At 61.1% G+C, this 13748-nt stretch carries 15 protein-coding genes; 4 read left to right on the forward strand and 11 right to left on the reverse strand.

The genetic code is table 11. The annotated features are described in order from the left end of the window. Nucleotides 1–64: 64 nt before the first annotated feature. The 4 genes from ACA059_RS20120 to ACA059_RS20135 are packed head-to-tail and all read left to right on the forward strand — an operon-like array spanning nt 65 to nt 5622. Nucleotides 65–1411 (forward strand): hypothetical protein, encoded by a 1347-nt coding sequence (locus ACA059_RS20120; RefSeq protein WP_497630701.1) that lies wholly within the window; start codon nt 65–67, stop codon nt 1409–1411. A 35-nt stretch (nt 1412–1446) separates the two neighbouring features. Further along, nucleotides 1447–3693, forward strand: coding sequence for an Ig-like domain-containing protein (locus tag ACA059_RS20125; RefSeq protein WP_497630702.1), 2247 nt, complete (start codon nt 1447–1449; stop codon nt 3691–3693). A gap of 60 nt (nt 3694–3753) precedes the next feature. After that, on the forward strand, nt 3754–4215 hold the full coding sequence (locus ACA059_RS20130) for a curlin (protein ID WP_497630703.1): 462 nt from the start codon (nt 3754–3756) through the stop codon (nt 4213–4215). Nucleotides 4216–4242: 27 nt separating this feature from the next. Beyond that, entirely contained in the window at nt 4243–5622 is a 1380-nt protein-coding gene (locus ACA059_RS20135) for a curlin (RefSeq protein ID WP_497630704.1), read from the forward strand. Between the two features lie 275 nt (nt 5623–5897). Here the strand turns inward: ACA059_RS20135 and ACA059_RS20140 are convergent, their stop codons facing one another. The 11 genes from ACA059_RS20140 to ACA059_RS20190 form a co-directional block, all read right to left on the reverse strand. Continuing rightward, a complete protein-coding gene (locus ACA059_RS20140; protein ID WP_497630705.1) occupies nt 5898–6254 on the reverse strand; it encodes a DUF6124 family protein in 357 nt (118 codons plus the stop codon). A 975-nt stretch (nt 6255–7229) separates the two neighbouring features. After that, nucleotides 7230–8096 carry a CsgG/HfaB family protein gene (locus tag ACA059_RS20145; protein ID WP_123367321.1) on the reverse strand — a complete coding sequence of 289 codons (867 nt, stop codon included), beginning with the start codon at nt 8094–8096 and terminating at the stop codon, nt 7230–7232. Nucleotides 8097–8127: 31 nt separating this feature from the next. Then, nucleotides 8128–8562: a curli assembly protein CsgF gene (locus ACA059_RS20150; protein WP_497266644.1), complete on the reverse strand. Its 435-nt coding sequence runs from the start codon at nt 8560–8562 to the stop codon at nt 8128–8130. Then, nucleotides 8559–8951, reverse strand: coding sequence for a curli production assembly/transport protein CsgE (gene csgE / locus ACA059_RS20155; protein WP_123367323.1), 393 nt, complete (start codon nt 8949–8951; stop codon nt 8559–8561). Before csgE ends, ACA059_RS20150 begins: the two co-directional genes overlap by 4 nt. Then, on the reverse strand, nt 8948–9493 hold the full coding sequence (locus ACA059_RS20160; protein WP_497630706.1) for a type II secretion system protein: 546 nt from the start codon (nt 9491–9493) through the stop codon (nt 8948–8950). The genes csgE and ACA059_RS20160 overlap by 4 nt, the downstream gene beginning before the upstream one ends. Continuing rightward, a complete protein-coding gene (locus ACA059_RS20165; RefSeq protein ID WP_497630707.1) occupies nt 9468–9842 on the reverse strand; it encodes a type II secretion system protein in 375 nt (124 codons plus the stop codon). The genes ACA059_RS20160 and ACA059_RS20165 overlap by 26 nt, the downstream gene beginning before the upstream one ends. Nucleotides 9843–9846: 4 nt before the next feature. After that, nucleotides 9847–10320, reverse strand: coding sequence for a type II secretion system protein (locus ACA059_RS20170; protein ID WP_497630708.1), 474 nt, complete (start codon nt 10318–10320; stop codon nt 9847–9849). A 2-nt stretch (nt 10321–10322) separates the two neighbouring features. Then, on the reverse strand, nt 10323–12152 hold the full coding sequence (locus ACA059_RS20175) for a secretin GspD/PilQ domain-containing protein (RefSeq protein WP_497630709.1): 1830 nt from the start codon (nt 12150–12152) through the stop codon (nt 10323–10325). Continuing rightward, complete coding sequence (locus ACA059_RS20180; RefSeq protein WP_497630710.1) at nt 12149–12667, reverse strand: hypothetical protein; 519 nt, start codon at nt 12665–12667, stop codon at nt 12149–12151. The genes ACA059_RS20175 and ACA059_RS20180 overlap by 4 nt, the downstream gene beginning before the upstream one ends. After that, entirely contained in the window at nt 12667–13215 is a 549-nt protein-coding gene (locus ACA059_RS20185) for a GspMb/PilO family protein (protein ID WP_129443230.1), read from the reverse strand. The genes ACA059_RS20180 and ACA059_RS20185 overlap by 1 nt, the downstream gene beginning before the upstream one ends. Further along, complete coding sequence (locus ACA059_RS20190) at nt 13202–13747, reverse strand: PilN domain-containing protein (RefSeq protein ID WP_497630711.1); 546 nt, start codon at nt 13745–13747, stop codon at nt 13202–13204. The genes ACA059_RS20185 and ACA059_RS20190 overlap by 14 nt, the downstream gene beginning before the upstream one ends. Nucleotide 13748: the final 1 nt, after the last annotated feature.

The raw sequence follows: 13748 nt of genomic DNA on the forward strand, positions 1-13748 counted from the left end.
TTGCCGAAGCCCTTTCAACTGACCCGTCTCCATGGGGCAGGCATTCCGATAGAGGGCTTAACTCATGCACCCTTTACTGTCCAAAACCGCGGCCGCCCTGGTCGTTAGTGCTCTGGCCCAAGGCGTCGCCCAGGCCGCGCTGTTTGCCGTCGACCCCGGCCCCTATGTGCCAGCCAACGGCGGGTTCGCCGCTTGGTATCAGGACACTCACGGTCGAACCCTCGATCTTTGCCTGTCCAAGGCTGTCAGCTCCAGGGTTGCCAGTGCACCCGGTGCGCCGGCCTACATGTGCCTGTTGAATCCGACCCCCGGCGTTTTCGACGACACGCAGCCCGTCGTTTTCCCGAGCAACTTTCCCGATGAGGCGTTCTGGTTCACCGGCGACGGCTCAATCGTCGATGCCGCACGGGGCATCGACCTGACCTATGTCAGCGCCGTGGAAGCAGCTTTCGCCGCTGAAGAACCGGTAGAAGGCGACCAGGTCAGCTTTGGCCGCATCCGCATTCGGGTGGACGTGCCCACCGCCGGTGTCTACACCATCACCCACCCCTACGGCGTCGACATATTTGACGTTCCCGCAGGCGGACGCCGCGCAATCAACATGACCCGGGACATCGGTATCGGCACGCCGAAAACCTACGACGGCGCGCTCAAAAGTGACATCGGCCCGTTCCTGCGCAGCGTCAACGGCCCCTACACCGAAACCAACCCGGTCAGCGGGTCGGCCGAGAAATTCGTTGGCGATCCGAATCTGGAAGAAGCCTTCACCGGCAGCCCTTTCAATACCAACTACATCCGCATCGAAGGGCCTAACGGTCTGGACTTGCGCACGACGGTCATGGCCATTTCCGGCAAGTTGGCGACCGTGGTCCGGCCCACCCCGATGATCACCAGCCGCAGCACTTACTCGCGTAAGGCCGGTGAAAGCGCACCGGTGGCGCAGCAGGATGTGTTCGTCATGGCCCCACCGCCACCGGCCACCGTGACCCTGGACAGCAACAGCCCGGTGCTGAACCTGACCGAGGCTGATACCTCCGGCAAATGGTACGCCCAGTCCGCTACCAACCCGACGTTGCCGAGCAACCTGGTGTTGACCGCCGACAACCACCTGGCCATTCCCAGCAGCACGCCAACCACCCTGTCGATGCCACTGACGGACCTGGTGGTGATCCAGACCGCCCAGTACAGCTTGAGCACCGCGCAAATCACGGTTGTGGCTTCGACCAGCGATGAAACCTCGCCGCCGGTACTCACCGCCACCACCGGCACCGGTGTCGCCATCGGCGCCCTGAGTGGCGATGGCGCAGTGAAATCCCTGGCGACCGGCATTTCGCCGATTCCACCGGCCAAGGTTCGAGTGACGTCATCCAATGGCGGCAGCGACACCGAAGAAGTGGTCATCGTGCAATGAACGCACATATGCCCAGATCCTCATCAGGAGGCATCATGAACAAATTGCCACGCCTGGCGCTCAACGCCCTGGGACTGACTCTATCGCTCTCCGGCAGTGTTTTCGCGCAACTCGCTGCCGTCGACCCCGGCCCCTACACCTTTGCCACCGGGAAATTCCCGATGTGGTATCAGGACAGCAATCTGCTGTCGCTGGAACTGTGCCAGTCGCGGGCTACCAGCACGCGGTCGCCTGGCGCACCTGGCGCGCCCTCCTACATGTGCATCCTGAATCCGGAACCTGGGGTTTTCGACGACACCCAGCCGATGGTGTTTCCGGATAACTGGCCACCGGAAGCGTTCTGGTACCTCGCCGAGACCACCATCAATGATGTCGGAGGCTATGGCGTGGATGCCTACGTGGCCGGGATCGAAGCGGCATTCACTGCGGAAAACCCTGTCGACGGCGATCAGGCAAGCTTCGCGCGGATTCGTCTGCGGGTGAACGTGCCTGTCGCCGGGACCTACACCATCACCCACCCGTACGGTGTGGAAACGGTCAACGTCACCACGCCGGGCCGTCGGGCGATCAACATCACCCGCGACATCGGCATCGGCGTACCGGGCAACTTCTCGGGTGCCCTCAACGGGCAGGTCGGTCCATTCCTGCGCAGCGTCAACGGGCCATACACCGAGGTGAACCCGGACACCGGTTCCATCGAGACTTACGTCGGCGATCCGAACCTCACCGAAGCGGTCACCGGCAGCCCGTTCAATAACAACTTCCTGCGTGTGCAGGGGCCTGCCGGGACCATCCAGACCACCCTCTTTACCGTGTCCGGCAAAGTCCTCGACAACCGTGCGCAAACCCCGGTGGAAATTGGCCGCGCCACTTACCGCCGCACCTCTACAGGTCCGGGCACCAGCAGTACCCGGGTAGAAGTGTTTGGCAAATCGACTAACGGTTCGAGCCTGTGCTTCCGCGAAACCGTGGCCCTTGTGCCCGGACCACCGCAGACGCCATGCCTGACCAACATGCTCGGCGACAACAACGGCCAATTCTTCGGCCATCGCCTGACGGGTTCCACCGTGCCTCCGGTCGTGGTTGTCACCGCCACCAACCCAGCCGGCACTACCCGTCCGACAGCGGTGTCGAGCAAGCTCACCGACCTGGTGAAAATCCAGACCGCTCGCTACACCTGGAGCAATCACAGCCTGCTGATCGAGGCCACCTCCACTGACGAAGTGGCGGTGCCAGACATGGTCGTGCAGGGTTACGGACGTCTGTCGAAATCCGGCACCCTGCAACGCCTGACCGTCGCCGATCTGCCGCAGCCACCCGCCTCCGTCACGGTCAAATCCGCCGCGGGCGGCAGCGATACCGAGCTCGTCGTGGTCGTCGGTACTGCACCGAACACCGGAGAGAACCAGGCGCCACTGTCCGTGGCCGACACCGGCAGCACCAGCTTCGGCGTGCCGGTCACCCTCAACCTGCTGGCCAACGACAGCGACCCGGACGGCAACACGCCGCTGAGCATCACCGCGCTGACCCAACCGGCCGCAGGCCAGGGCACCGTGGCGTTGAGCGGCACGACAGCGGTGGTCTACACCCCACCCGCCGTGGTCACTGTGCCGTTAACCACGACCTTCACCTACAAGGCTCAAGACGTCAAAGGCCTGGCCTCGACCGCTGCGGCGACCGTGACCATCACCGTTGCGCCTAACCGGCCACCGGTGGCGGTTGCCGACAGTATCGCGACCCTGGGCGTGGCGGTTCCGATCAACGTGTTGGCCAACGACACCGATCCGGAAGGCAACGTGCCTTTGGCTGTCGCCAGCCTGACCCAACCTGCAGCCGGCCGTGGCACGGTCAGCAGCAACGGCACGGTGATCACTTACACCCCACCGGCCACGGTCACGACGGCCTTCACGACGACCTTCACCTACATCGCCCGGGACAGCTTCGGCGCCCTGTCGACACCGGCCACGGTCACCGTGCAAGTCTCGCCAAGGCCTGCTGCGGAAACCTTCACCGTGACCACGGCTACGGTGTCGCCTCGCTCCAACAACCGCTTCACCTGGGACTTTGCAGGGACTTCATCGGTGGTCACCGGCAACACCATCACCATCCAGGTTTCCACCCCGACCGGGCTGGCAACCCTGGGCACCACCACGGTACCGGTGACCGGTCGCTGGAGGCTGACGGTGAACAACACCACTGCGGTGATTCCATCGGCGAACCCGACAGCCACCATCACCTCGTCCCAAGGCACCGTGCGCACGGTGTCCGTGATCTCCAACTGAGTCCTCGCCCCATCAACTGCAGTGGTTGATGGGGCAAGTCTCCTGGCAAAGGACAACGCCATGAAAACGCCGACCGCCGCCCTGCTCTGCCTGCTTCTGCTCTGCAGCAGCGCAGGCACGCGCGCCGACGATTTGATGGAGAACGATGACCTGGGTCCCGGTGGCGACCTGGGGGAGTTACCACCACCGATTGGCCAGCAAGCACTGATCGATCAGAACGGCCAGGCCAACGTTGCGCTGTTGCAACAGAACGGCCAGTCGCTGCTCGGTCGCATCGTCCAGTCGGGCAGTAATCAGGAAGCCTACATCCTGCAACAAGGCAGCGACCTGATGGCAATGATCACTCAGCAAGGTTCCGGCAACGCCGCCTCGATCACCCAGACCGGCAGCCACAACCGCGCGCAGATTTCCCAGAACGGCAACAACAACGACGCCAGCATCGATCAGGCCGGCACGGGGCTTTCAAGCGCCGTGACCCAGTCCGGAAACGGCATGAGCGTTTCGGTCAAACAATACCGCTAAAGCACTGCACCACTTGGAGGTTTCATCATGTTCAAACTGACGCCCCTCACCGCCGCCATCCTGGTCCTTGTCAGTGCCCAGGCGATGGCCGACGACAGCGTTTCCACCCAGGATCAAGTCGGTACCGCCAACATCGCCGACGTGAAACAGACCGCGGCCCCGTTCAGTACCGCCACCCAACAACAACTCGGCGAGGGCAACGATGCCGCAGCGGTGCAAGACAACGCCACCGGCACCATCGCCCAGGATCAACTCGGCGACTTCAACGCCGGTTACGCCGAGCAACTGTTCGAAAACGGCAGCACCATCAACCAGCAACAGGTCGGCAGCACCAACACCAGCCATGCCAGCCAGTCGATCGGCATGGGCGGCAACGAAGCACTGCAACAACAGCTAGGCACCGGCAACTTCTCGTTCATTTATCAGGACACTCAGGAAGCCACCCAAGGTCAAACCTTCCAGTTTGGTGACAGCAACGAGGCCAATATCGAACAGATCCAACTGGGCACTGCCAACAACGCAGTGATCATCCAGTACGGCACCGCCAACTACGCCACCGCCGAACAAATCGCCCACATGGGTGGCCAGATCAATCTCAACCAGGCGGGCGAAGGCAACTACGTCTATGGCGACCAGCGCGATGGCATCGGTGGCACCGTGACCATTAACCAGTTCGGCGACTTCAACGGCGCCGAAGTCTGGCAAGGCGGGCAAACCGCCAGCGAGGCCACCATCAACCAGTACGGGCAAACCAACGAAACCGTGGTCGACCAGAGCTTCGGCGAAAACAACGTCGCCCAGGTTCTGCAAGTCGGTGACCTCAACGCGATCTACGCTGACCAGTTCGAATCCGTCGGCTCGACCCTGGCGCTGTACCAACAAGGCACCAACAACGTGCACTTCACCTACCAGAATGGCGACAGCCATGTGCTGAACGCCACCTCCGTGGGTAGCGACAACAAGGTCTACGCCAGCGACTGGAAAGGCCCGGATAAGGGTGGTCAGTTCGGCAGCAACCAACGTGCAACCGTCAACCAGAACGGCACCAACAACACCGCCAACTTCACCCAGAACGGCATCGGCCACACCATGACCACCAACCAGACCGGTACCGGCAACAAAACCACGGTCAAACAGGCTGAAAACTACAACGAGCTGTACTTCGACCAGAACGGCAGCGACAACATCCTCATCGCCGACCAGCGCGGCACCACCAACCTGGCCCAGGGCAGCACCGACGGCATCGGCAACACCACCGAGTTCACCCAGTCCGGCACCATGAACGTGGCCTACGTCACTCAGGGCGGCACCGGCAACATTGCCAGTGTCACTCAGAGTGGCATGACCCAGACTGCGACAGTGCAGCAGTTGGGTACTGACAACAAGGCGACTGTGCTGCAGCAATAATCGCAAGGCGTAAAAAAACCGCGACCCTGGGTGGGGGGGCGCGGTTTTTTTGGGTTTGTGAACACGATCCTGTAGGAGCATGGCTTGCCCGCGAAGAACGATAACCCGGTCAAACTGCCGAACGACGAACTGTGGCGAGGGAGCTTGCTCCCGCTCGGCTGCGAAGCGGCCCCAAACTCGGCAAACACATTTCTGCTGACACACCGCATTCGCCGGTATTACGACGGCTTCGCCGCCGAGCGGGAGCAAGCTCCCTCGCCACAATGGTTCAGCGGTTAGTCCTGCGGATCGATGTTATCCAGCGCCCGATTTACCGCCAGGTCGGCCAGCATGATGACCTGCTGGATGCCCAATAACATGCTGCGCTGTGGCCCCTCCACAAACACCGCGAAATCACTGGCCATGACACTCGCCGAAGCCAGCGACTCACAGGCGTGGGCCAACAGGCTTTCGGTGTCGATGTCCGGGGCGATGACGAACATCGTCCTCGGCTTGCGTTCGGGTGTGTCTTTGTGGGGATTGAGGTAATGGTCGAGGGCGCGGTCGGCGGCTTCGTGGAGTTTTTTTGAATCGGGTGACGCGTAGGGGGAAACGGTGTCGGTTTCTGGGGGATTGGGTGTGGGTTTGAACATCGGGAAGCTCCGTTATACCTGATGGAACCACCAGCACCTGTCGCTAAACAAGTAAGGGTGGCGGCTGTACGCAGGTTAGCGAACCGAGAGGTATAAGACCCGGCAGACCCGAGGGTCTCCCGCGCACAGCCACCATATCGAAACTGCGGACATAACATCGCCTGCAATAAAGACGGGTGCATTGTTGCACTTATACCTGGTCGGGTCGCTAAACCCGATCGCTGAATTGGCAGCGATGGGAAACGATAAAGACCAGGGTCAAGGCGCACAAGCCGGCGGATTCTGGCGTAGTTGTAGGCAACGGCGCAAGGCGGTGTAGCTTTCAGGAAGTAACGTTAAACGCTCTTAAACATCCCCCTCAAATCAGTACATATCCCCTGTGGGAGCGGCGGTGCGACGATTCGACTTGCTCGCGAAAGCGGAGTGTCAGCCAACATCAATGCTGAATGGCACACCGCCTTCGCGAGCAAGTCGAATCGTCGCACCGCCGCTCCCACATTTTCACCGCGTACACCCGCCGCCCTCCACCACTCAACAGGCCGAGCGTTAGCTCGCCTGCAGCTTTTGATTTTGATCTGCCCGCCCCTTCGGGAGGCTGAGTGGAGGTGTTCATCTGGGGGGCAGGCGCGCAGCGCCGTTCGACGAAGTCGAACACATCGAGAGGAGGTCGAAGCGAAGCCGACCGGAGGCGATGCCCCCAGATGGGCACCGGAGCGAAGGAACGCCGAGCCTAGGCGAGGGGCCGGACGCTGGGGCGAAGCCTTTTGGTTCCTTTTTGGCGTTTGAAAAAGGGACTCGCTGTAAGAGCGAAACCGTAAGTGGCCGTTACCGCAGGAATGGATATGTACACCTGAAAGAAATAGGTCGGCTTTCAGGCCGCCTAGGTCGAGATCAAAAGATCGCAGCCTTCGTCAGCTCCTACAAAGGGATCGGGTACATCAACAAAAACCAGGTCGGCCCGAAGGCCGCCTCGGTTCACTCTTGCTCGCCTTCAGGAACAACCTTGTTCTGAGTCAAATAGCGGTCAAGCGTCGCATTGTTGTCAGGCGAAGAATTATCCCCGGCCACCTGCCACAACCGCCGCTCAATCCCCTGAGCCAAAAGGTGCCCAACAGCCGACTCGATCGCCGACAACACACACAACTGCGCCGGCTCGTTCGTGGTGTAGCCAACCTCGGCTTCGAGCAACTTCTTGAACTCGATAAACTTGAACACCCCCGCACTGCGCCCGACAGAGTAAATCGTCTTGCTGGTCATCACATTGGCCAACACCTGCCCACTACGAACATCCACCGCGCGAAGGTTCACCGACACCTGATCCACCCGATACTCCCGGGAAATATCGATCCCCAGATACCGCGCCCCTTCCCCGCCGCTACGCACGTTGGTGTCATAGGCAATAATCCCGCCCTCAAGCATCAAATTGGCCGCCTGCAACGGTGGCAACTCACCCTGGATATTCACCGGCGTATTGGGCTTTTTCTGCGAGGCGCGAATGATCTTGCGCTCGGTCAACAGGTTCTGCAGCCCTTCACGCTCCAGCACCACAAACCAGCCACTGGCCTGCAAGGCATCCATCAACATGCTCGCCGCGCCCTGGGTCACGCTAGTGGAAAAGGAACTGGCCGGGGTCGGTTTGTACTGCCCGGTCTGATCCCGGAAGCCATACACCACCGCCATCAACCGGCCCTTGGGCCGAGGCATGTTCAGCAAGTCGTAATAGGTCGACGCCCGAGGTGTCAGGGTCGGTGATTCGGTGTCCTGCTCGGCCCCCATCGGCTCGCGCAAACTGCACCCTTGTAATGCCGCCAACATCAGCCCTAGCGCTATTATTTTTTTCATGTCCTTAACTCCCCATCGACCCAAATCCCCGTCAAGGGGCCAGGCCATTCACCTGGATTTCGGAAACTTCACCGGTCGCTCGGTCCGTCACTTCAATAGTCAGTGCACCGGAGTCGTCGATGACGTTCACAACAAAAGCGTCGGTAGTCAGGCTCCCGGCATTGCCCGCGGAGATGTTGTCCATCAACTGCCCTAGCAGCCGTGATTGCAGCTGACTGGTGAAACGCTCCAGGGCCGACGTGCCGGCCGCGCTGGTACGGTTCTTCAAGTCAGGGTCGTCGTAATCGTTCTGCGCCTGGGCGTTATTGAGCAACCAGGTCCCGTTCAACGGGTTGCCGCCGAACGACGGGTTGACGGGCGTGTAGACCAGTTCCGTGGCGTGGACCAGCCCGCAGCTGCCTGCCCCTGTAAACCAGAGACCTAATAACCACATGCCTCTGCGTTTCGAGAAAGTTCCAGTGTTCATAGTTCGTCCCTCTCAAGGTCGGTGGTGTCCTGCAACAAGGTTTCCAGCCTGCGCTGGACGATCTGCACGCGGACCAGATCGGCAGCCTCATAGGCCTCGTCCTTCAACTCCACGGTGTTCGGCGGCAGGAAGCGCCGGTAAACCAATCGTTGCTGATATTCCACGGTCACCAGGCTGCCCCAGCGTGCCGAAGGTCGTTCACGCACCACCAGGTTGAAGTCCATCGGACTGGTGGCACGCAGGCGTTCACTGAACGAGTAGTAAAAGTCGTGGCCGATGTGCGAGATCGTGTCGTCGACGATAAAACCCATCATTTCGTCTTCTTCGGCAGCCGACACGAAGGACGTCATCAGCATCAGGACCAGGGCCGGTAGCCAGTGTCTGTTCATGGCATCACCGCCCCAACACCCGAGTCGTTTTTGGATTGGCCTTTGGGCGCCGACGCGCCATCGAGGAAGGCCTTCTCGGCCACGAACTGCCAGTCCTTGTAGCTCGCCATGCCGGTGAAGTCCGACCATTGACTGGGGAAATCCGCCTGCTTGAGCGGCGTGTCCGTGGAAGGGCTGCTGAGGCCGGTGATGCGCCCGTCGAACCCGCGCATCAACGTCCATTCGCCGCCACCAATCGGGTCCGGGTACAGGTTGCGCAAGTGGTGTTTGGGCGACGGAAAACGTTCGTCCTGCAACAGGTCCGCCAGCTCCTTCGGGTACTGGGCCAGGCCAGGTGAACTGCGGTAATAACTGCGCAATGCCTGAGCGTATTGAGTGCCGACCCAGAGCAACTGGCGTTCACGATCACGGCGCGACGCGGTGGACCACAACTCGCCAGCGCTGGCCAGGCCCATGCCCATCAACATGATCAGAAACAGCACGCCCAGGTAAGTGAAACCGGCCTCGTTCGAGGGCTTACCACTCGGAGTACAGGCTGCCATCACGCGCCCTCCCTGTGGCTCCGCTTTTGATATCGGCGACCCCGCCCGGGACGCCGTCAGGCGGCGCCACCAGCACCCAGAGGTCTTTGCGTTCAGCGATCGGGTCTATCGGCGGGTTGCGCAGGTAACGCTGCTCGACCAGCTGTTCGATGGAGTCGGGATAACGCCCGGTGTCGCCGTAGTAGTGATCCAGTGCTTCGCGCATGGCCGACAGACTCTGGCGCAGCGTGGTCTCTTTCGAGACCTCGAGGCTGTTGAAATAGCGTGGCAAGGCGATGGTCATCAGGGTGGCGATGATTGCCATTACCACCATCAGTTCCAGCAGGGTAAAACCCTTTTCCCGACGCATAATCTCACCACTCCCGGTAGGCGATGCCGTTGAGACCCTTGCCGCGCGCCTTGGAGTAAACGTCAAAAACGTCTTCGCCTTCGCGCGGGTTTTGAGCCGTACTGTCGTAGGAGCGCACGCCCCAGCCTCCTTCGTCGTCACGCTTGACCGGCGCCAGCGGGTCATGGGGTACGCGCCGTAAAAAGAAGAACTTGGTGCCCTTGGCGCTACGCACATCGCGCACACCCTCCACCAACACTTGCAGGTTCGGCGGGTAGCCGCTGCTGTTCAGGGATTTCTCGATGTAGCCGGCGTCGAACGCACGTTTGTAGGCGTCGATGGCATCGCGAATCTGATACAGCGCCGTGCGCAGTTCCTGCTCCTTGCCCCGGCGCACCACGGTCTCGGTCAGCGGCGCAGCCATGCCGGCCAGCAGGCCGATCAGGGCCAGCGTCACAACGACTTCGATCAAGGTAAAACCGCGTTGCGAGGCGTTCATGATCAAGGCTTCTCGACGACAACGTGGGTGGAAGCAACCGGAGCGCTCAGGGCCTCTGTGCGAATCGCCGAGTCCATCCCACGATCCGGTGCCTGAATGTGCATGCTGGTTTCGGTACCGGTGGTGAACTCCATGTCCGACGGGCTCTGGTACGGCAGGTTGCGCACGATCCGCGGCGTGATCGACAGCACCAACTCCGACTTGCCGACGGTGTCCTTGTTACTACCGAACAAGCGGCCAAGACCTGGAATGTCGCCAAGGCCGGGGATTTTGTTGCCGGTGGCGCCGTGGTCGTTGCGCATCAGGCCGGCGAGGATCTGGGTTTCGCCGTCATGCAGACGCAGGGTGGTCTGGGCGTTGCGGGTGTCGACCTGAACCGGAATCGTGCCTTGGCGGGTCGGTTCCAGCGGCGTGGCGTTACTCACTTCCAGGGCGATTTTGATCGCCACTTCGTTGTTCAGGTGCACGGTCGGCTGTACTTCAAGTTTAAGACCGACATCGAGGTAGGTGACGCTTTCGGTGATCACCGGCCCTTGAGTCGAAGGCACCGAGGTGGCGCTGATGATCGGCACGCGCTGACCAATGTGGATGCGCGCCTGTTCGCGGTTGCTGACGCGAATCACCGGGCTGGCCAGGGTGTTGATGTCGTTGTCCTGGGCGTTGATCTTGGCCTGCGGCGACGGCGAGATGGAGATCCGGCTGGAGTTGATGCCTTTGAGTTGATCGAGCAAGGTCACGGCCGAGCCGTCGCTGTTGACCACACCGAAGGTGTTCGGCCATTGCAGGCCAAGGTCGAGAATCCGCTGAGTGGCGACTTCCATCACCTCCACTTCCAGCACCACTTCAGGGTTGGACTGGTCCTGCGATTGCAGGAGTTTTTCAGCCATGCGGATCGCGTCTTCGGAGTCGCGCATGGTCAGGGTATTGAGGCGTTCGTCGACGAACACGTCGCGGGTCTTTAGCATGGTTTTGATCATGTTCAGCGCGGTGTTGGCATCGATGCTGGTCAGGTAGAAGGTGCGCATCACCAGCTCCTGGTAATCCTTGAGCTTCTGCGGCGAGTCCGGGTAGATCAGCAAGGTGTTTTCATTCACCACTTTCTGGTGCAGCTGGTTCTGTTGCAGCAGCAGTTCCACCGCGTCTTCGATGCGCACGTCACGTACGAAGATGGTGGCTTTCATGTCCGGGCGCAGGTCCTTGTCGAAGATGAAGTTCAAACCGGCGACCTGCGACAGCACTTCGAAGATGGTTTTCAGGTTGGCTTCGCGAAATTCCAGGGTTACCGGCCGATCGAGACGGGTCCGCAGTTGTGGATACGGAACCACGTTGCGGCTTTGCACCAGGCGGACGTTACTTTGCAGCTCCAGCGCCCCTTCATTCTTCGGGTCCAGTTCGAGGATCTGTTTCACCTGGCGGTCGGCACCGTAGATGTCACCGCGACGCAGGTCACCACGGGCCAGTTCGAGTTTTTCATCCAGGCTGCGCATGTGATCGAGCTGACGCAGCAAGTCCTGGGCACGGCGGTTATTCGGTTCGATGGTCAACACCCGGCTGTAAGCCTGGCGGGCAGAAGCGAAATCACGCTGGGCGCGATCCATGTCGCCCTGGGTCAACAGCGCCGTCACTGCACGAGCACGGCCGCTGTTCAAGGCCAGGTGCAGCTCGGTGTCGCGAGGGTTTTCCTTCAGCCCTTCCTCGATGCGGGTCAGGCCGGCTTCGTACTGTCCCGACTCCATCAGGTCGGTTGCCTCTTGCTTGGCAACCTGAGCCGAACTGCACGCGGCCAGTCCTGCACAAAGGCAAAGGTTCATCAGTAAACGGGATCTGTTCATTGCGTGCTCCCCACAGACAAAGTCTGAGACAAATGCAGAGGCAGGTAGACAAAGCTGAGTTCCACATCGGAAATCCCCTCGATCCGCCAGGTTTCGTCGATCACATCCCCCTTGCGTACGACGTATATTTTTTCGCCGTTCTGCAAAAACACTTGCAGGTCGGAACGGTCATTCAGCTTGCCAATGAACTGGAAAGGCATCGGTGGTGCCGTGGGGACTTGCACCACCGGGGTCAGGTTGACGGGTTGTTCGGTGACGGTGGCGAGCTGCGGCGCAACCTTCCAGCTACGGGCGGCGAACAGGTCGCCAGCCGGGCTCAAATCCTTGACCACCGCCGGAGTTTTACCCGCGGACGCGGCGGGCAGCGCACCGCGGACTTTGCTGTTGGTCGGGGTGGCCACGGCGGCCACCGACGCATCCCCGTCCTCTGACGACGTGAAGTATTCAGGCAACCAGGTCAGCGCCGCCGCCACACCGAAGAACGCCACCCAACCCACTACGCGTTTGGTATTCATCATGACCTCGACAGGTAAAGGGTCATGCGGATCCGCCCGGTCAGGTCGGTGTCGGCTATTTTTTTACGCTGGAACTCCACGTCCTCCACCACCACCGCCGGTAACTGGCCGAGCAAGGCGTGCAGGAAGCGCCGCAGTTGCGGGTAGCTGCCGCGCACTGGCAACAAAATCTGATAACGGGCCAGGTGAGTCTTGGGGTCGATGCCCAGGGAATATTCGCCACGGGCCAGGGTGATGTGCTCCTGAGCCGCCAGTGCGTAAATCTTGTCGATGGCCACGGTGGCCTGCGGCTGGGACGGCAACTTGCTGCGAAAATCGTCGAGCTGACGTTGCGGCACCACCGGCGCGGCAACACTGCCGTCTTCGACTTTGGCCAGGTACTCGCCGGCTTCGCGCGTCTGCTGGCTGAGCGTTTGCAGCGACTGCCAGTCCGGCATCAGGCCCACCAGGCCATACACCAGCGCCAGCAGCAACATCGCCAGCCCTGCCAGGCCGGGAATGCCCAAGCCTTGCAGGTATTCGTGGACGATCAATCTAGGGATTTGCATCGCCGATCTCCCAGCTAGCCGACAGGTTGAATTGCACCGGGTGTTCCGGCATGTTCGCGACGATTTCGTGGCTGAGCAGCGACACATCGGACAGCTCGTCGCTGGCTTCGAGGCTGCGGTGGAAGTCGAGCATGGCTTCCAGATCCCGCGCTTCGGCGCTGATTCGCACCTGACCTTTGCGGGCATCCGGGGTCAGGGTCAGCAAGGCAATGTCGTCCCGGGGCATGGCTTCGAGCATGGCGAACAGACGCTCCCATGGCCGGCGCAATTGCTGGGACACCTTGCGCATCTCGGCCAGGTTGTGCGCCTGTTCGCGGGTTTCGGCCGGGGTCAGGCTGACCTTGCCGCCCGTGTCGCCGGTGAGTACGCGCTGAGTGGTTTGCAAATGGCCTTGCTGTTGCGCAGCCTGTTCACTGACGTGCTGCTGAACCAAGAAGCAGGTCAGCGTCAGCACCACGCCACCGACCAGCAGGCTCCAGCCCAAAGGGCCCGAGCGACGGCGCGGCTGGAAGTCGAGCATCAGGGCGCGCATA

This window comes from Pseudomonas sp. LBUM1647 (assembly GCF_059716175.1).